This window comes from Dongia sp., from assembly GCF_041910485.1.
Classification (GTDB): Bacteria; Pseudomonadota; Alphaproteobacteria; order Dongiales; family Dongiaceae; genus Dongia.
Genome location: NZ_JAYRQR010000035.1, coordinates 194,200 through 214,325, shown reverse-complemented (window position 1 = coordinate 214,325; position 20,126 = coordinate 194,200). Strand labels below are relative to the sequence as shown.

At 60.0% G+C, this 20,126-nt stretch carries 12 protein-coding genes; 7 read left to right on the top strand and 5 right to left on the bottom strand.

Translation table 11 applies throughout. From position 1 onward, the window contains the following. Window positions 1-45: 45 nt before the first annotated feature. Window positions 46-1,299 carry an Hsp70 family protein gene (locus ACE3PP_RS11830; protein ID WP_374382367.1) on the top strand — a complete coding sequence of 418 codons (1,254 nt, stop codon included), beginning with the start codon at window positions 46-48 and terminating at the stop codon, window positions 1,297-1,299. 8 nt (window positions 1,300-1,307) lie between these two features. Here the strand turns inward: ACE3PP_RS11830 and ACE3PP_RS11825 are convergent, their stop codons facing one another. Further along, window positions 1,308-1,670: a hypothetical protein gene (locus ACE3PP_RS11825; RefSeq protein WP_374382363.1), complete on the bottom strand. Its 363-nt coding sequence runs from the start codon at window positions 1,668-1,670 to the stop codon at window positions 1,308-1,310. A 135-nt stretch (window positions 1,671-1,805) separates the two neighbouring features. Between ACE3PP_RS11825 and ACE3PP_RS11820 the strand changes: the two genes are divergently transcribed. Further along, on the top strand, window positions 1,806-2,930 hold the full coding sequence (locus tag ACE3PP_RS11820; RefSeq protein WP_374382360.1) for a class I SAM-dependent RNA methyltransferase: 1,125 nt from the start codon (window positions 1,806-1,808) through the stop codon (window positions 2,928-2,930). Here the strand turns inward: ACE3PP_RS11820 and ACE3PP_RS11815 are convergent, their stop codons facing one another. After that, window positions 2,931-4,103: an LL-diaminopimelate aminotransferase gene (locus tag ACE3PP_RS11815; protein WP_374382357.1), complete on the bottom strand. Its 1,173-nt coding sequence runs from the start codon at window positions 4,101-4,103 to the stop codon at window positions 2,931-2,933. A 229-nt stretch (window positions 4,104-4,332) separates the two neighbouring features. Between ACE3PP_RS11815 and ACE3PP_RS11810 the strand changes: the two genes are divergently transcribed. From ACE3PP_RS11810 to ACE3PP_RS11790, 5 genes are all read left to right on the top strand, one after another. Then, a complete protein-coding gene (locus ACE3PP_RS11810) occupies window positions 4,333-4,830 on the top strand; it encodes a PAS domain-containing protein (protein WP_374382354.1) in 498 nt (165 codons plus the stop codon). A gap of 268 nt (window positions 4,831-5,098) precedes the next feature. Then, on the top strand, window positions 5,099-11,056 hold the full coding sequence (locus ACE3PP_RS11805; RefSeq protein WP_374382351.1) for a hypothetical protein: 5,958 nt from the start codon (window positions 5,099-5,101) through the stop codon (window positions 11,054-11,056). A 3-nt stretch (window positions 11,057-11,059) separates the two neighbouring features. Further along, window positions 11,060-12,778, top strand: a complete 1,719-nt coding sequence (locus tag ACE3PP_RS11800; RefSeq protein WP_374382348.1) for a type I secretion system permease/ATPase — start codon at window positions 11,060-11,062, stop codon at window positions 12,776-12,778. Beyond that, the gene (locus tag ACE3PP_RS11795) at window positions 12,775-14,073 is read left to right on the top strand and encodes an HlyD family type I secretion periplasmic adaptor subunit (RefSeq protein ID WP_374382345.1); all 1,299 of its coding nucleotides are present in this window, start codon (window positions 12,775-12,777) and stop codon (window positions 14,071-14,073) included. The genes ACE3PP_RS11800 and ACE3PP_RS11795 overlap by 4 nt, the downstream gene beginning before the upstream one ends. A gap of 153 nt (window positions 14,074-14,226) precedes the next feature. Continuing rightward, a complete protein-coding gene (locus tag ACE3PP_RS11790; protein WP_374382342.1) occupies window positions 14,227-15,609 on the top strand; it encodes an L-serine ammonia-lyase in 1,383 nt (460 codons plus the stop codon). Window positions 15,610-15,616: 7 nt separating this feature from the next. On the opposite strand, the gene ACE3PP_RS11785 is transcribed toward ACE3PP_RS11790, so the two are convergent. From ACE3PP_RS11785 to ACE3PP_RS11775, 3 genes are read right to left on the bottom strand one after another with little or no spacing between them, the layout of a single operon-like run. Continuing rightward, complete coding sequence (locus ACE3PP_RS11785) at window positions 15,617-16,630, bottom strand: ornithine cyclodeaminase family protein (protein ID WP_374382339.1); 1,014 nt, start codon at window positions 16,628-16,630, stop codon at window positions 15,617-15,619. Window positions 16,631-16,641: 11 nt separating this feature from the next. Next, a complete protein-coding gene (locus ACE3PP_RS11780; RefSeq protein ID WP_374382336.1) occupies window positions 16,642-19,167 on the bottom strand; it encodes a PQQ-binding-like beta-propeller repeat protein in 2,526 nt (841 codons plus the stop codon). Further along, entirely contained in the window at window positions 19,074-20,039 is a 966-nt protein-coding gene (locus ACE3PP_RS11775; protein WP_374382334.1) for an autotransporter outer membrane beta-barrel domain-containing protein, read from the bottom strand. The genes ACE3PP_RS11780 and ACE3PP_RS11775 overlap by 94 nt, the downstream gene beginning before the upstream one ends. Window positions 20,040-20,126 lie beyond the last annotated feature (87 nt).

The window sequence follows — 20,126 nt, the reverse complement described above, 5'->3', positions numbered from 1 at the left end:
CGAGGCGCCGACGCGCGTCGTGCTCCTCCTTCGCTAGTGATGGCCATGTCGAAACAATTCTGCGGTCTCGATTTCGGGACGTCGAACTCGACCGTCGGTATCCCCGTCGGCAACGGTTTTGCCATGTGCCCGCTGGAAGGCGAGAGCGTCACGCTGCCGAGTGCCGTGTTCTTCGATTACGAAGAGCACAAGGTCCGTTTCGGGCGGGAGGGAATCGGCGCCTATATCGAAGGAACCGAGGGGCGCTTGCTTCGTGCCCTCAAGAGCGTGCTGGGGTCGAACCTGATCGAAGAGACGACGCTGATCGAGCGCAAGCGCGTGGCGATGCGCGATATCATCGGCATGTTCATGCGGCATCTCAAAAGTCTCGTCGAGCGCAAAGTCGGTCGCCCGGTCGAGCATGTGGTGCTGGGGCGACCGGTGCGCTTCGTCGACGATGACGACGCAGCGGACGCCCGTGCTGAGGCCGAGCTCATCGCCATCGCGCGGGCGCAAGGGTTTGCCCATGTCGAGATGCAATTCGAGCCGGTGGCAGCAGCGCTCGCCTATGAACAATCATTGGAATGTGAAGAGTTGGCGCTCATCGTCGATCTGGGCGGCGGTACGTCTGACTTTGCCATAGCGCGCCTGTCGCCCGAGCGGGCCCGGCTGAATGACCGATCCGGCGATATTCTGGGGCGCAGCGGTGTTCACATCGGCGGTACCGATTTCGATCGGCGCCTCAGCATCAATCATGTGATGCCGATGCTGGGCTATGATGCGCTCATCGGGCCGAAAAAGCTGCCGATGCCAAGCCATTTCTATCATGACCTTGCCACCTGGCATCGCATCCCGATGCTCTATACGCCGCAGAACATAAACTATCTGCGCTCGATCCTCCATCAGGTCGATCATCCCGAGATGATCGAGCAACTGATTGCCGTCTTCGCCGAACGGAAAGGCCATCGCATCGCCGCGGAAGTCGAAGCCGCCAAGATCGCTCTGTCCGAACAGCCGGAGGTCGCGCTGCGCGTGCCGCTGGAACCGCCCCGGGAGAAGATCCTTCATCGGGGTGATCTCGATCATGCGGTCTATGATGACGGAATGCGCATCGTACATGCCATCGACATGTGCCTCAGTGCTGCGGGGATTGCAGCCACCAAGATTCAGTCGGTTTTCCTGACGGGCGGTTCGACCGCCGTTCCCGAAATCCGCCGCCAGATCCTTGCGCACCTTCCGAATGCACGGCCCGTGACCGGCGATCTCTTCGGCAGCGTGGGCCTCGGCCTTGCCATGGATGCTGCACGCAAGTTCAGCTGAATCCCGGCTCAGAAACCGCCGATCTTCTGCCGACAGGAAACCATGATCTCATTCACCTTCTGACGGAAGGCGGGGTTATCCTTCAGGGCCATCATGTCGGCGAAGCTCATGCCTTCCTTGAACTCACCAACGCTGGTCTCGGCGCCGCACGCGCAGACCTCGGTGATTTTGGCTTTTAGGGTGTCGTCGACGGTCTTGCCATTTTCGGTAACCGTCTTCACGGCGCCGTCAACGCAACTCGTAGCAAAGCTCTTCTTGTAGCTGGCGACGAACTCCGGTTGCGCGGTATCGATGGCGAGCTTGGTCCAGATGCCGTAGCCAATGCCGGCCAGTACGGCCAGTCCCGCAACGGCGATCAGTGTCCATTTCATCGAGATTGCCCTTCCGTTCGACTGTTCCGCCTCGCGGATCGAACCTTATGGTTGAACTTGAGTCGACCGCAAGGGGTGGCGCAGCTTGGGCAGAAACCAGTCGCCGCAGCGATGAGCAGCCGATATACATGCGTCATGAGCAAAGAAAGCGATTTCGAGATCTTCCTGGTGGCGGCGCCCGGCTTCGAGCCGGTACTGGCGGCCGAGGCACGGGAGGCGGGGTTCAAAGGGGTGACCATCGTTGGCGGTGGGGTCACCGTTGCCGGCGGCTGGGCCGAGGTGTGGCGGGCCAATTTGACCTTGCGGGGCGCCTCATCGGTCTTTGCGCGCATCGCCAGCTTTCCGGTCTTTCACTTGGCGCAGCTCGATAAACGGGCGCGGAAGGTGGAATGGGGCAGGGTGCTGCGAAAGGACGTGCCGTTCCGGGTCGAGGCCTCCTGCAAGCATTCCAAGATCTATCATTCTGGCGCAGCACAGCAGCGTGTCGAGACGGCCATCGCCGAAACCTTGGGAGCGCCGCTGTCGGACGAGGCGGAGGTTTGCGTCAAGGCGCGCATTGAGGATGATATCTGCACGCTGAGCATCGACACGTCCGGCGAGAGCCTGCACAAGCGCGGCAGCAAGGAAGCGGTCAACAAGGCGCCCATGCGCGAGACGCTGGCTGCACTCTTCCTGCGGCAAGCCGGCTTTGCCGGGACGGAGCCCGTGCTCGACCCGATGTGCGGGTCGGGCACCTTCGTCATTGAAGCCGCGGAAGTGGCATTGGGTCTGCTGCCGGGGCGAGCACGCGAATTTGCGTTCGAAAAACTGGCAACCTTTGACGCTGCGGCCTGGTCGAAAATGAAGGCGAAGGGTGGGGCAGCCAAGCCGAAGCCCGATTTCCGCTTCTATGGCTGCGACCGGGATACCGGCGCCATCGAAATGAGCCGTGCCAATGCTGCGCGCGCCGAAGTCGCTGATATCACCGCTTTCCGGCAATGCGCCGTGAGTGCGGCGACGGCACCAGGCGGGCCTAAGGGGCTGGTCATCGTCAACCCGCCCTATGGCGCGCGGCTCGGCGACAAGAAGAATCTCTTCGCGCTCTATAAATCCTTCGGGCAGACGATGCTCGCACGCTTTGCTGGTTGGCGCGTGGCGCTTATCACCAGCGATCCGCAACTGGCCAAAGCGACCGGGCTGCCTTTCGCGACGCCGGGAGGGACCGTCTCGCACGGCGGCACGCGCGTTGCCCTTTATCTCACGGCGCCGCTCACCGAATAGCTATTTCAGTGCCGCCTTGATGGCCCGGATGGCCTGGCGCGTGCGATGCTCGTTCTCGACCAGGGCGAGGCGGACATGGTCATCGCCATACTCGCCGAAGCCGATACCGGGAGCCACGGCAACGCCGGCCTTCTCGATGAGGAATTTCGAGAATTCGAGCGAGCCCATCTCGCGGAACCGCTCAGGGATGGGCGCCCAGGCAAACATGGAGGCGGGTGGGGGCGTGACCGGCCAGCCCGCGGCGTTGAGCCCTTCGATGAGGACATCGCGGCGGCTTTTGTAACGCGCCCGCATTTCATCGACGCAATCCTGCGGACCATTGAGGGCCGCCGTCGCCGCTACCTGGATCGGCGTGAAGGCGCCGTAGTCGAGATAGGATTTGACCCGCGTCAGGGCGCCGATGAGGCGTTGATTGCCGGCACAGAAACCGATGCGCCAGCCCGGCATGGAATAGGTCTTGGATAGCGAGCTGAATTCGACGGCGATATCCTTGGCGCCGGGAATCTGAAGGATCGAAGGTGGCGGGACGCCGTCGAAATAGACCTCGGCATAGGCGATGTCGGAGATGATGAAGATCTCGTGCCGGCGGCAGAAGGAGACCACCTCGCGATAGAAGTCGAGGCTCGCCACCTCGGCAGTCGGGTTGCTGGGATAGTTGACGATGACCGCCAGCGGTTTCGGCACCGAATGGCGCACGGCCCGATCCATTGCCACCAGGAACTCATTGTCGGGGTGGAACGGGATGGAACGGATGGCTGCGCCGGCGATGATGAAGCCGAAGGCGTGGATGGGATAGGAGGGATTGGGGGCCAGAATGACGTCGCCGGGGCTCGTGATCGCCTGGGCGAGGTTGGCCAGGCCTTCCTTGGAGCCAAGGGTCACGATCGCCTCGCGCTCCGGGTCGATCTCGACATTGAAGCGGCGCGCATAATAGGCGGCGAGCGCCTTCCGCAGGCCCGGTATGCCGCGCGAATTGGAATAGCGATGGGCGCGCGGGTCGGCCAAAGTCTCGGCCAGCTTGTCGCTGACATGCTTGGGCGGAGGCTGGTCGGGATTGCCCATGCCGAAATCGATGATGTCGCGCCCGGCTGCGCGCAGGGCGGCCTTCAGCTTGTTAACCTCGGCGAAGACATAGGGCGGCAGGCGCTTAGTGCGGTGGAACTCGGCATCCATCGGAATCGACTTTCAACCTTTTCGCAGAGGTGAGGGGCTGCGCACGCTGAAGGGTGATCGGCCAACTGTCAATAACGGTATCGGCTAACTAGCTGATTTTACGCGTGTATAAGAAGAATAGAGGCTGTTTGGCGGCTTTCCCCGCCCGTGTTGACGTATATCAAAGGGATTGATCGTCCCCTGACTATCCTGATGCGATCAGAACCAGCGATCAGTCATGATGCCAGCCGTGCCCAGTCTTGATCAGATATCATCACAACGAATCCGCGAGCTCGACAGTTGGTGGCACCAGGCTGGCTCTCCCGGTGCGCCGCCTGCGCGCGATGCTTTCGATCCGGCGCAATTCCGGCGGCTGCTTCCCTATCTCGTCCTTTCAGAGGTGGTGGCGCCTTTCCGCGTGAAATATCGTTTGATTGGAACCGAGGTCGCCGACACGTCCGGCTTCAACTTCGTCGGCCGTTATCTCGACGAACTTATCGCGCCGGGCGATGAGGAGGACTGGCCCGCGCGCTATCGCCGTTCCTTCGATACGGCGGCGCCGGTCTATGGCATCAATCGCGTTGCGACTGTCTTTGATAAGACCTTGGAATATCCATACGGCATCTGGCCGTTGCGGACCAAGGAGGGAGCTGTTGGGCAGTTCATCGCGCTCGAAGACTATGGCAACAGACATTCGCTTTTGCGCCAATGGTATCGCGCGCCGCTGCAGAATTGGCGTCTGCAATAGACGCGCAGAGGCCACCCTCGTTTCGCTCTAGCCGCGCTGCGTACACCGCTACCTGATCGAGGTTTGTGGTGACGTCGACGAGTCATATTTGGCTAACGAAACATTAACACACAGTATTAGGAATCAATTTTATCGTCCTTGGCAGAGCGAGGTCGTACCCGATTCAACGTGCTGAAAAAGCCGGATTCGCGGCGCGAGTTTGCTCGCCCATTTCGCACACTCAATTCACTCAGTCACTTAAAGACGCCAGAAGAAGGACATTCACGACATGCCCGATTCCTCCGTGCTGCCCACCACCGTTCCGCAACGTACCCAGCCGATCCTCGACATGATGCTTCACCCCGGTGGTGAAGCCCAGACGATCGACCTTAACACGGCCTTCGGTGGTACCGGCTTTACCTACACGCTGCAGAACTCGAACGGCGACGTGGTGACCGGAGCCAGCATTGACGAGAACGGCATTTTGACGATCGAGCCGGGTGCGCTTGGCCACTCTGATATTCGTGTCATTGCCAACGATGGGCTCGGCCACACGGCCTATGACGATTTCCGCGTCCGCGTGGCGGGCGAGAATGCCTATACGATCGCTGTGTTCCCGGACACGCAGAACTACACGTCGCACCCGGAGCTCAACTACATCTTCTCCGACATGACGCAGTGGCTGGTCGACAACAAGGAAAGCCACAATATCCAATTTCTCGTCCATGTCGGCGATATCACCGACAACAACCTGGAATACCAGTGGAACGTCGCCGAACCGGCGCTCCGTATCCTCGACGGTGTCATTCCGTACTCGCTTCTTCCTGGTAACCATGACCAGGCGGCTGGCGGTTCGGCTGCCGACCATTCCACCTATTATCTCGACGATCGCTTTTCGCCCGAAGAACAAGCAGCGGTCAGCGACACGTTCGGTGGCGTCTATGATCAGGAACTGGATCGCAGCGCCAACAACTATCACACGTTTACCGCGCCCGACGGTACCAAATGGCTCGTCCTGTCGCTGGAGTTCGGCCCGCGCGACGACGTTCTGCGCTGGGCCAGCGACATTCTGGATCAGCATCTTGACCACCGTGTCATTCTGGCCTCCCACTCACTGACATCCTATGCCGGCCAGCACGATCCGCTCGGCGCACCGCTCTATGACGAGGGCGCCGGTTACGACTACGGCATGGGCAGCGACCCGCAAGGCGCGAACGATGGCGAAACCGTCTATCGCGAATTGCTGTCAAAGTATCCGAACATCACCTTCACTTTCTCCGGCCATATTTTCGGCGACGGTGCCGAGACCGATGTGGTTGAATCTCAGTACGGCACCCCGACCTTCCAGATGCTGGTGAACTACCAGAACGGCGTGTCACGTGAGATCACCGGCAATGGTGATGAGTCGCTGGGCAATCGCGGCGGAAATGGCGCCATTCGCCTCGTGACGATCGATCCGGACAACAACCGAGTCACGACCGAAACCTATTTCACCGAATTCGACGACTACCTCGACGGCTATCGTGTGAAGCCCGAGCTCGATCGCGACGGCCTCACGGGTTACTATCGCGGACATCAGGAAGTGTTCGAGAATGTCGACCTCGGCACGCCCTTGGTTCTCGCGCAGGCGCGCGCTGGCGATGATCTCTTCGTCCATGCGCCGAACGGTTCAGATAAGGCGCTGGTGTCTCTTGATGCCTCGCAGACGCTCGATCCGAAGCACGATATCGTCAGCTACGAGTGGCTCGATGAGGATGGTAATGTCATCGCGACGGGCGCAACGCCGCAAGTCGAACTGGATCTTGGTCAGCATCATCTGACCCTCCGCGTGACCGATTCGGAAGGTTACGTCACGACCGACAAGTTCCTCACCGTCGTCGAAGGCGAAAAGACGCTGCTGGTCGAGAATTTCAACGATGGAAATGCCGACGGCTGGGTGAAGCCCACGCAGGATGGCAGCGACGTCCTGACCATCGATACGCCGGCGGCGCTTGGCATTCCGGCTGTTCCGGGTGGCAACGACACGGTGGCGCTGATCAACGCACTGCCACCCAGCCAGAAACTGGTCGTAAATCCGAACCTGGGTCTCCCGGCCGGTTATAAGGTGCCGGAATATTCGCTGGTCTTCGATATTCTCATCCCTACCACCCACAACGGCTATACGTCGCTGTTCCAGCTCAACACCAACAACAATGACGATGGCGATTTCTTCGTCAAAGATATTGGCGGCGGTCAGGGCGGTATCGGCATCAGCGGTACTTACCCGGCCGGCTTTACCTATGGCGTGTGGCAGCGTGTTGCCGTGACGTTCAGCGATAATGGCGACGGCACGCTGACGATGAGCAAGTATATCGAGGGCGTGAAGATCGGCACGCAGACGGTCGACGCTGCCCGCTTCAGCCTCGATGCCGGCACCGGTCTGCTGCTTTTCACTGACGAAGACGGTGAAACCAGCGATATCTATGTGAATAGCGTACTCGTCACCGACAAGCTGTTCAGCGACGCCGAAATCGCGACTCTGGGCACGGCCAAAGCTGGTGGCATCCTGGCCTCGGCGCCGACGCCAGCCTCGGTGCAGTTCGATTTCAATAACGAAACGCTGGCGCCGACCTTTGGTGCAGCCTCGCTCACGGTGGGCGAAGGCGGGGCAACGGGCAACTTTATCGTCAAGGGCACTGTCTTTTCACGCGATGCCGCCGAAGCGGGCATGCCAGCGCCGGAAGGCAGCCTCTACGATCAGTCGGACACCGACGGCAACATTCTCGTCTGGGGCGATGCCGCTGCGAAGAATTGGCACGACTATGTCTTCGAAGCCGGTATCCGGTCGACGGACAATGACGGTGTCGGTGTTGTTTTCTACTACACCGATGCCAACAACTATTATCGTCTCGAGCTCAATGCCGAAACCAATACCCACGAGTTGGTGAAGGTTCAGAACGGCGTCGAAACGGTGCTTGCCAGCGAGAATGGCGGCTATCGCTTCAACGCCGACATGACCTTGAAAGTGGCTGTCGTCGGAAATGAAATCTCCGTCTTCGTTGATAACAAGGCGCTGTTCGATGGGCCCGTCACCGATGCGACGAGCCCGTTGTCAAAGGGCACGGTTGGCATTTACTCGGATGAGCAGAAGGCGACGATTTTCGACAATATCACCGTCAACCAGGTAACGTTGGAGGCCCATGCCGGTGATGATCAGCGTATCATCGACCTGGACGGTGACGGTTCGGTCAGTGTGACCCTGGATGCCGGTTCGACCTTTGGCAAGGATCCGATCAGCCAGTATGTCTGGAAGGATGCCGACGGCAATGTCCTGGCGACGGGAGCCAACCCGACAGTGACCCTCAGTGCCGATGCCCATGTGCTGACGCTTGAGGTAACCGACAGCGACGGCACGGTTTCGACCGATACCGTCAAAATCGATGTCGTAGCCAAGGGTAACGTGCTGTTCCACGATGATTTTGCGACCGTGGCCTCGGCCGGCAACTGGACCATCGTCGATGAAGGCGAATTCGGCGGCCTTGGCGCCAATGGTCTGCAATCCGACTGGCGCTTCGAGGGCGGCAAGCTGGAACAGCTTTCCGACCTGCAGAGCCGCGAACTGGAGTGGACCGGTGCGACGGCAGCAGATCTGTGGGATCGCGGCTGGAGCCCCTTGGGTGACGGCGTCAATGTCCTGCGCAAGGGCACCTATGCGCTCTACAATGGCGATGGTGCCGGCGACTGGGAGGACTACTCGGTCGAAACGAACTTCGTGACGCCGGACAATGACGGACTTGGCATTCTCTTCCACTATGTGGATGCCAACAACTACTACAAGCTGGAGCTTGATGCGGAAGGCGATCTCGACCGCAACCCCAGCAACGGGGCCGGCAGCATCTTCCAGTTGATCCGCATGCGCAACGGGGTCGAAGAAATCCTCGGGATCGTTCCGGGCAAGTATACACCGGGCGAACTCACCAACCTGCGTGTCGACATCAAGGGCGGCATCATCGAGGCCTATCTCGATGGCGTGCAGATCTTCGGTCATGAGATTGCCGACCATTCCCTGACCAAGGGCGGCTTTGCTCTCTATTCTTGGGGTAACCAGGGCCTGGCCTTTGAAGATGTGAGTGTCGTCTCGCTCGCCGACGAGGCAACTGACGAAGATCAGGTGATCGACGGTACGCCGGACAATGACAATCTGGCGGGCGGAAACGGTGCCGATATCATCGACGGCATGGCAGGTGACGACGTTCTGGCCGGCAATGGCGGAGATGACGACATTACCGGCGGTGCAGGCAATGACAGCCTGACGGGGGGCGCCGGCGATGACGTGCTTGCCGGTGGCAATGGCGACGATCAAGTGTTCGGCAATGGCGGCGATGATGATCTGACCGGCGGCAATGGCAATGACCATCTCGATGGCGGCGCCGGCGACGACACGGTCGACGGTGGTGCCGGCAATGACGATTTGGGCGGTGCTGCGGGCGACGACACCCTCTATGGCGGCAGTGGCAACGATACCGTCGATGGCGGTGAAGGCGATGACGATCTGGAGGGCAATGCGGGCGATGATCACCTCATCGGTGGCGCCGGTGACGACGTCCTTGCCGGTGGTGCCGGCAACGACACGCTCGACGGCGGCACCGGTGACGATACCGTCGACGGTGGCGCTGGTGACGACCAGTTCTTCTATCAGGTACCTGGCGGTGACGACAAGTTCACGGGCGGTGCCGGCAATGACGGCTTGACCGTGCTGCGCAATGAGACCGGGACACCTCGGAACTATGAAGTCAATGGCAAGGCTGGCGGGTTTGACATCGCGATCGGACTGGCAGCCGGTGGTTCCGACGCCCTGGTGAAGACCGGTGGCATCGAGACATTGAAGGTCGAACTGGCGGACGGCGAGAAGGCCGATCTCAATGGCTCGCTTACCGGCGTCACGAAGGTCGACGTCCAGGGTTCGAACGGTGCCAACGCCTTGGATCTCAGCGACCTGACCAGCAACACGCCGGTCACGGCTGACCTGAAGGGCGGCGACGACCGGGTGGTCATTGGCAACGTCTTCGGATCGGCGCAAGTTGATGCTGGCGAGGGGAATGAGACCGAGGGCGATACGCTCGATCTTTCCAAGGCGACTGGACCCGCCGTTGTCAATCTGGCGACCGGCGCCACGAGCCTCAATGGGGCTGCCCTCCAGGCGATCCACTTTGAGAATGTGGTCGGCACCAACCAGAACGACCAGCTGACGGGCAATGAAGAAGCCAACAAGCTGTCGGGTGGCCAGGGCAATGACCAGATCGACGGCGGCAACGGCAATGATCAACTCGATGGCGGTGCCGGAAATGACAGCATGCTTGGCGGTGCCGGCGACGACAAATTGGTCGGCGGTACAGGTGACAACAGCCTCAGCGGTGGCGCCGGCAACGATACGCTTGGCGGCGACGATGCGGTGCAGAAGTCCAGCTTCAACGGCGGCACCGGGACCGACACATTGATCGTTACATCAGGCGGCGACGATGTTGCGGTCGATCTGGCTCATGGTCATGTCGAAGGCGGCAATTACGACGGATCGACGGTCAGCCAAGTCGAAAACCTGGTGAATGGATCGCCGGACGTGGCCGTTGAGTTCAAGGGCACGAGCGGCGCCAACCTGCTGCAGGGCGGCGATGCCGACGATACGTTGCTGGGCCGTCAAGGCAATGACACACTGATCGGTGGCGGTGGCGACGACTATATCGACGCGAGCACCGGCAACGACCATGTCGAAGGTGGCAGTGGCGCGGACGAATTGCGCGGTGGTGCCGGCAACGACACAATCAATGGCGGGGACGGCGAGGATACAATCCGGGCCGGTGCCGGCAATGACAAGGTGGATGGTGGTGCCGACGCGGACGACATCCGCGGTGAAGCTGGGAACGATATCATCAATGGCGGTTCCGGCGATGACTCGATCCGTGGCGATGCCGGAGCCGACCGTATCGATGGCGGTCTTGGTGACGACGATCTGACCGGCGGTGCTGGAAAGGATGTCTTCGTTTTCAAAGCCGATTTCGGCCACGACACGATCACGGATTTTCGTAGCAGCAGCTGCAGCGCCGATGCGATCGAGTTCGACCATTCGCTCTTCGCCAACTTCTCGGCTGTCATGGCGGCAGCCGAACAGGATGGTGACGATGTGGTGATCACTCTCAATGATGACAATTCGGTCGTCATCAAGGACGTGGTCATCAATCACCTGCATGAGAGCGACTTCCGCTTTGTCTAAGTCATGACCGTAAACCAGAAGCCGCCGCGGTCACCAGCCGCGGCGGCACTCGCATCGGCCCGCGGCGCCTTTCTGGCGACCGCGGGCTTCAGCGGTGCCATCAACATTTTGATGTTGAGTGGCTCCATTTTCATGCTGCAGGTCTATGACCGGGTGTTGGCCAGCCGAAGCGTGCCGACACTGGCGGCGCTCGTCGTCATGATCGTGCTGGTCTATGCCTTCCTGGGTGGTTTGGAGATGCTGCGTTCGCGCATCTTTACCCGGATCGGGAGGTCGGTGGATGCGAAGCTTGCCGATTGTGCCTTCGACGCCTATCTCGAGCGAGGCGCTCCAGGCGGGGCAAAGACTTCCCCGCATTCACCATTTCGCGACATAGAACAGTTGCGTGGCTTTCTGGCCGGTGGCGGCCCTTCGGCTTTGTTCGATCTGCCGTGGATGCCGCTCTATGTCTTTCTACTGTTCGGCCTGCATCCTTGGCTTGGCTATATCGGTCTGGCTGGCATCGTCACATTGTCGAGCCTGACTTTCTTCACGGATCGCTTCAGCGTCGATCATCAGCGCCGTGCCAGTCAAAAGAGTGGAGAGGCGACCATATTGGCCGAAGCGTCACGGCGGAATGCGGAGTCGATCCTGCCGCTGGGCATGGCCGGTCATCTGCTTGACCGCTGGCGCAAAGTGGCCCAGGAAGCGGCTCTGGAGCAATTGGCAAGCAGCGATATCACATCCTTCTTCTCGTCATTGTCGCGGTTTGCGCGCATGTCGCTGCAATCCCTGGTGTTGGCGCTGGGGGCCTATTTGGTCATCAGCGGCGAATCCACTGGTGGCGTCATGATTGCCTCGTCGATTCTGCTAGGGCGGGCCCTAGCGCCGGTCGAGTTGGCCATTTCCAATTGGAAGGGCTTTATCGGCGCACGGCAAAGCTATCGGCGCCTGCAGGACGAACTGAAGGCGCCGACCCCATCCAGCATGGTCTTTCTGCCGACGCCGAGCCAACGGCTGGAGATCGACAAGCTGACGGTTGCGGCTGAAGGACTGGCGGAACCGATCCTGCGCGATGTCGGATTTGCGTTGAAAGCGGGTGATGCGCTGGGGATCATCGGTCCAAGCGGATCAGGTAAGTCGACCCTTGCGCGCGCATTGATCGGCATGTGGACGCCGGCTCGGGGTACGGTGCGCCTCGACGGTGCCACGCTAGATCAATGGACGCGCGTCCAGGCGGGCCGTTTTCTTGGCTATCTGCCGCAGCAGATCGAACTGATGGCCGGTACGGTGGCCCAGAATATCGCTCGTTTTGATCCTACGGCCAGTTCGGACGAGATATTGCGGGCGGCGCAGCTTGCCGGCGTCGACGATCTGGTTCGGCGCTTGCCCCAGGGCTTTGACACCCAGGTCGGCGAGGGCGGACAACGGCTGTCGGCCGGTCAGCGGCAGCGTATCGCCCTGGCACGTGCCTTGTTCCGTGACCCATTCCTTGTCGTCATGGATGAACCGAATTCCAACTTGGACGTCATTGGCGACGAGGCGCTTGGCCGGGCCATCGCTTCCGTTCGCGATCGTGGTGGTATCGTCATTGTGATTGCGCATCGGCCAAGTGCCCTGGCTGAGGTCGGCTTGATTCTGGCGTTGGCGGATGGTCGCGCGCAGGCCTTCGGTCCAAAAGATGAGGTGCTGCGTCAGGTTCTGGTGCAGCAGAAACCCAAAGTCGTGCAGGCTGCGGAATGATGGACAAGGATCCGTGGGGCATTCGGCGACATATTGTCGTCGGCGCCTTCATGATTGTGCTGTTCTTTGGGGTGGTTGGCGGCTGGGCCGCGGCCAGCGATATCGCCGGTGCTGTCGTCGCGGCGGGTCAAGTTGTCGTCGAATCGAATACCAAGAAGGTCCAGCATCGAGAAGGTGGCGTCGTCGCCGAGCTTCTTGTGCGTGAGGGGCAGCGCGTCGGCGCTGGGGAGGTGCTTGTCCGCATGGACGATACGTTGCCCAGGGCCAATTTGGAGGTCATTCGCAACCAGTTGATCGAATTGACAGCGCGCCGGCTGCGACTGGAAGCCATTCGGGACAATGCTGAAGAAATCGTGCCGGCTTCGAACTTGGTCGTGCCGGGAGAGGCGGAGAAATTCCAAAGCGCGTTGAACGCAGAGAAAAATCTACTGGCCGCTCAACGGGATCTGAGAAACCAGAAGCAGAAGCAGCTCAAGGAACAGGTGGCACAGATCCGGCAGGAAATGAAGGGCGTGACCGCCCAGGCACAATCGCGCGAGGCACAATTGGCGCTGATCAACCAGGAGCTTGTCGGGGTGAGAGAGCTTGCCGCCAAGAAGCTGGTACCAGTGACGCGCGTCATGGCACTGGAGCGGGACGCCGAGCAGCTCAATGGTGAAGGTGGGGAACTGGCGGCCCAGCTGGCGCAATCGAAGAACAAGATCAGCGAAATCGAAATGCAGATGACGCAGATCGATGCGGATCTGCTGGCCGAAACCCTGACGGAATTGCGTGACGTTTCGGCCAAGCTCTCGGAGCTTGCCGAGCGGCATGTGGCCGCAGAAGACGAACTGCGCCACATCGACGTTCTGGCGCCACGCGCCGGCTTTGTGCAAGAAATGACGGTCCACACGATTGGCGGTGTCGTCAATCCAGGTGAGACGATGATGCTGATCGTCCCGGAGGAAGACAGGCTCATCGTCGAGGCGAAGATCGACCCACAGCATATCGACCAAGTGTCGATCGGCCGGGAAGCCTTTGTTCGCTTCAGTGCCTTCAGCCAGAAGACCACGCCGGAATTGACGGGTAGGGTCTACAGCCTGTCGGCCGATGCGACCGTCGATCCGAAAACGGGTGTCAGCTATTATCTTGCGCGGCTGCAGTTTGAGCGCGACGCCCTGCCTGAGGAACTGCGGACCAAGCTTGTGCCGGGTATGCCGGCGGAGGTCTATGTGCAGACTGGTGAGCGTTCGGTCCTCAGCTATTTCATGAAGCCGCTTACGGACCAGCTGGCCCGGACCTTCCGGGAGGACTGACAAGCCAGAAATTTGCTGCGCTGCAGCGAATTCATGGCGTCGGTAAATGACGCGAGTTCGTCGCTGGCGACATTATGACGCCAAGGCCATGTTGGGGTAGCATGAACGCGAATCCGGTGCAGCCGGCTACAGCAGCGTTCCTGAGATCATCGCATGTTTTTGAGTGTCTTCGATATTTTCAAGCTCGGTATCGGGCCGTCTTCCTCGCACACAATGGGACCGATGACGGCGGCAGTGCGGTTCTTGGATCAGCTGCGGGCGCAGGGTGGCAGACCGTCCAACGTACGCGTGACGCTTTATGGGTCGCTTGCCTTTACCGGCAAGGGGCACGCGACCGACCGCGCCGTGGCGCTGGGTCTAATCGGCTATACACCAGCCGGGATCGTGCCGGGGGAGGCTGATGAAAAGCTCGCGGTCTTGGCTGATGAAAAAGTGGTTCATCCGATCGGATTGCCGGCGCTGACCTTCGATCCTGCGAACGACATCATCTTCAACTATGGCCCACCCTTGCCCGGGCACTCAAACGGCCTCATCTTTGAAGCGTTCGATGCCGACGGTCGCCCGGTATTGCGGGAGACTTACTATTCGATCGGCGGCGGCTTCGTGGTAACCGAGGGGGAGCTTGGGAAACCCAAGGAGCCTGACAATAGCGGCATGCGCGTCGAAAGGCCGTTTCCCTTTGATTGCGCTGAGACGATGCTCGAGATGGCGGCGGCAAGCGGCAGATCTATCGCCGATATGAAGCGCGAGAATGAGCTGAAGACCATGTCCAAGGCCGAACTTGACGACGGCCTGGACCAGATTTGGCAGACGATGAATGGCTGCATCGAGCGCGGCCTATCGCGACAGGGCGAATTGCCGGGCGGATTGCATGTCAAACGCCGGGCACAGTCGATCCGCGCTCAGTTGGAAAGGGAGAAGGGCAGCAATATGGCGCAGCCCCATGTCTCGTCCGATTGGCTCAGCGTCTATGCAATGGCCGTCAATGAAGAAAATGCCGCCGGTGGCAAGGTGGTGACCGCGCCGACCAACGGGGCTGCAGGCGTGGTGCCAGCCGTTATCCGCTACTATCTGGATCATTGCATCGGAGCGAGTGTTGCACGTGTGCCTGAATTCCTGCTGACGGCAGCGGCCATCGGCGGCCTTATCAAGCACAATGCCTCAATCTCAGGCGCCGAAGCCGGTTGCCAAGGTGAAGTCGGCTCGGCGTCCGCGATGGCGGCGGCTGGCCTTTGTGCGGTGCTGGGCGGTTCGCCCCGACAGGTGGAAAATGCGGCCGAGATTGCGCTGGAACATCATCTGGGCATGACCTGCGATCCGGTCGGGGGCTTGGTGCAGGTGCCGTGTATCGAGCGCAACGGTATCGGTGCCATCAAGGCTGTTGCTGCTGCGTCCTTGGCACTGCGTGGTGATGGTTCTCACTTCATGCCGCTCGACAATTGCATCGAAGCGATGCGACAGACCGGCGAGGAAATGAGCTCGAAATTCAAGGAGACAAGCCTCGGCGGACTTGCGGTCAATCTGCCGGAATGCTGACCTTTCGTCAGATAAAGCGTAGAGACTGACCGATACCCGCCTTAGCCGCCTTGGCAAGCAGAGCGTGACCGAGCGCGATATCGCTGAGGCTGAGGCCGCGGTGCCAGAAAAGGTTGGTTTCGGCATCGCTCTGCCGCCCTGGCTTTAGCCCTGCTACGATCTGGCCAAGTTCAGCGTGCAGGTTCTGTTCATTCAGCCGGTCGCTGTCGACATGCTGGCGCAAGGCGCCAAATGGCAGACCTTTGCGGCACTGGCCCCAATCGTCGACCACCATCTTGTTCATGATGTCGGTAAGAGATAGTTCGACTGCGCTCATCGTGCCGTAGGGGACGACAAGGGCTCCTTTCTTGATCCACTCGGTCTTGAGAAGCGGTTGTGGTGCGGGAAGGCGAGACGCTTCAACAACGATATCCGAACCGCGGACACAGGATTCCCAATCTTCGGTAACATGGACCTTCTTGCCGAGGTCAGCCTCCAGCCGAGAAGCGAAAGCATCCCGGCTTTCTTTCCGGCGAGAGTGAATGCGGATCTCATCGAAATCGAATAGGTGATCGAGCAGGCGCACATTCCAATAGGCCGTACCGCGGGCGCCGACATGGCCGAGGATCTTGGCGTTCCTGCGCGCCAGATGTTTGGCGCCGATGGCCGTAATGGCTCCGGTTCGCATATCCGTGATAGCGGTCGCATCCAGGATCGCACGCGGCATGCCTGTCTCTGGGTCAAAGAGATTGAGCACTGCCATCTCCGATGGGAGGCCGCGCTCGAAATTGTGGACGAAATCTCCGACGACTTTGACGCCGGCCAGGCCCAAGGGCTTCACGACACCGCGCAGAACATTGAAATGCCCTTTGGCCGAATCCTCGGGAATCAAGTGGACGCGCGGTTCGATAACAGTCTGGCGATTGCCTTGAGCGCGGAGAGCATCTTCCACCGCGACCAGGATCTCATCATCTGTCAGGGCCAGTGCCGCCACATCGGCGCCATTTAGGAAGGTGATATGGATCGGCTGGCTCGCTGTCATCGTTTGCCCCGCTATGGCTGCGTTTTCGCGATCAGCAGATCGGCGCCGATCGTATAGATGTCAGGCTGCTGAACATCTGCTCCATAGGCCACACGGAATGCTTTGGGGTTCTTTTCACGCTGCGCCAGAAACAGGTCCGGGAGCGAAGCATAGGTAAATTTGGCAACTTCCTGCGAGGAAACCCAACCATCACGTGGGTCGACATCGCCTTTGCCCTTTAAGGCCTGATCGACCAGATATGTGAGGAAGCCGGCGCCGAGTTCCGCGCTTTCTGGCGCCAACTGATCGCGCCGGGTTGCAGTCAGAACCTGAATGCCAGAGCTTCTGAGACCGTTGGCGAGAAAACGCTTTTGGAACGAACTGACCGCATAGAAATTCTCGACCGTGCCACCGGAATAGCAGGCGTCGATGATGACAAAAACCCGTTGGGCGCCGGACTTCTCAAGCGCTTCGCGCAAATCAGTCGCAGAAATCCAGCTGTCCGCATCGTCGGCGCTGGCGTCGCTCGGCAGGAAGTACCAGTCATTCTCGTCGGTAAGGCCGTGGCCAGATAGAAAAAGGATGACGGAATCTTCCGGCTTGGCTGATTTCAGGCCGGCCAGGGTAGCCAGTATCTGGGCTCGAGTTGCCTTGGCGTCGGTGAGATCTGTCGCGGCAATCTCACTGAAGACCGACTTCGAGTAGTTCGACACGACCGCCTTGACGCGCTCGGCATCGTCGGCAGCGACCTTCAACTGGTACTCTTGCGGAAGGCGAGAGTATCTGGAGACGCCCACAGTGACGAGATTGAGGCGACCCTTGCGCGGTTCGCCGGAGAAAGTCTGTCGCAACTCTGCTTGATCGCCAGGATTGTCATAGACGCCGGTCGCCACCGCTTGAAAGACATTGGGACCAGGAACCGGCCACAGATTGTAGCCGATTACGCGAATATGCTTGCCGTCCGCATTGGCGTCCTTTTGCTCAAGGACAGCACCGACATCAACAATCTTGCCATTGTGATAGAGACGGACATCCTTGATGCCGCCACCTTGATCCGTTGCAACGACCAAAAGCTGATAGGGTTTATCGCCGGAGAGTTCGGTCGAAATAGGTTCGATCTCGACCTTGGGCGGCAGGGGGAATTTTTCGGTCGGGTTGCCCGGAACTTTGCGCAGGTCGCGCTTGTCCTTGTCGAGAACAGCAGACAGCATGCCGGGGTCAGCGAACGCCTGGCCGAGCGAAGTGATTGGGAAGTTCGATTTCTTGACGGCCCAGGAAATGCCACGCAGGCCGCTCGTCGAGCCGTCGAAACGGCCCTGACGGTCGATCATGGCCCAGCCTTGGCTGCTGATGAAGATCGAGAGAACCATGTCCTTGGTCACGGTATCGTATACTTTGAGCGTACCATCGGCGCCGATCACGATAGCCTTGGCAGCCGCCTCGTCATAGACTAGGCCGGCAGCGGGCGTTTCCAGCTTGGCGATTATCTGCTTCGGCTTACCACTCGCTAGGTCGATGACAGCCAGCGAATCATCAGATCGGATGACCGCTGCCGTTGTGCCTGCTAGCCCGATATCGGCCAGCTTAAGGGCGCCGATGTCGCTGCCTTTGCCAGCGTGCACCAGTTTACCAGCCGTGGAAATGGCGCTGATACCATTGTTGCCCACATGCAGTGCCACGGGAGCGGCGCCGAGCGACACTTGTGCCGAAAGTGCTTTGCCGTTGGTTGGGTCAAGGGCCAGAAGAGCGCCGTCGGAATTGGCAACGGCCAGCGACTTGCCGTCGGGGTCAACAGCAAGGCGCGATGGAGCCGCGCCGGCGATGGGCGCCTGCCACAATATCTTTCGTGAATCGAGTTGCCAGGCGGTAATCTCCCCATTGGCATAGGCGACATAGAGGGTTGCGTCATCAGGTGCGCTGGCAATTGCCGCAACCGTCGATCCCTTGCCGGGCAAGCTGGCGAAGGGCTTACCACTCTGCGTGTCGATCATTTGCACGGCACCGTCGGCCTGTCCGACGAAGAAGGTTGTTCCACCGGCCGAGGGTGCAGAGACTGTTCCGGCGTTCGCTTTGATGACGGCCTGCTGAGACCCTGCCTGCAAGCTCCACAGGTGATAGGCGCCGTCGCTGCCCTTGATGGCAAAGTTGTTGCCGCCTGTTGCCGTGACGACGCTGTCCAGCTTCAGGAGCGGCGTTGAAATCTTGAGCTGCGCCTGGGCGTAGAGAACATTTTCGAACAGGTTGTTGCTGATGGCATCGAATACGGCGTCCTGCGCCTGCGCGGCCCCTGAAATTGAGTTGAGCACGAGGGTTAATCCAAGGGCACCCAAAGTAAGCTTTGGTTTGAAGGCGCACATGAACGTCGTCTCCTGATCTGCTGTCCCGTCCCGCTTAAACGAGAAGGGGTGTGCCCGCCAGTGGCGAACACACCCCCATTCTATGCCATCCCAGGCCGATCGTCGGATCAGAAGCGAGCTTTGAGCTCCAACTGGCCGCCGATCTGGTTGGTTTCCTGGTTGACGACTTCCGCGCGCACGCCGGCGCCGAGCGACAGCCAATTATTGACCTGGCCGCGAACGCCGCCCGAGAGATAGAGGAAGTCCTGATCGCCTTCATCCACTTCCGGGACGTTTTCCGGCCAGCTATGCTCGTACTGGACGCCGAGATAGGGGACGAACGGGTCGAGATTGTAGCCGACTTCGAATGATGCAACCGCCGTATGGGCATCGCTGTCGTCATCGCCTTCGGCTTCAAAGTCGAGTAGTTCGGTGTAGGAATAACGCCAACCGGCCTTGCCCTTCAGGATGAAGTCGCCAACCGGAGCGGCGGCATTCAATGCCAGTTCGCCCGAGTAGGTCTGGCTGTCGGAATCGACTGATTCCGCATCGTCTGACGTCGCCTTGCCGTCTGTATAGGCGTAGGAGAAGAGTGCTGTTGCAAAGAAGTAATCGGCGAAGCGATAGGCGACGTAGGGCGAGACCGTAAAGGTATCGGCGTAGAAGTCAGAGTCTGTGTCGCTACCATCGACGTCGATATCCGTCGCTGCATTCGCATAGGCGCCGGAAATGCCAACGAAGAAGCTGTCGCCGAACCGATGGTCGATGCCGAACGGGATCGTCCAGAGATCGGTGCTGAAGCTGCTGCCAGCCTTCTCGATGAGGCTGTCGCTGTCACTGGTGATGTTGGCGTAGCTGGGGGTAAGCCAGACGCTGTTGGTGTAGCCGGTGTCGGGCATGCCATCCATGTCGGAGGTCACGTCGTCACCAATGCGCTTCGAAATGGCGTCCGTCACGCGGCGGCCGACTTCGTCACGGATCTTCTTCTCGATTTCGTCATCTGCCCGGGCCAGGGTGGCAGTCACGCCGCTGAAAATGGTGGCGGCCAGGAGCAGTCGCGGCGTGAGCCGCAATGTTTTTGCCAACAAAGTCATGTCGTCCCTCAAAAGTCTGTGACGCGGCTGCCGCATTGGGCGACGGCCGATTCACGAAGATGATTATTTTTGTACAATTGGTCGAAT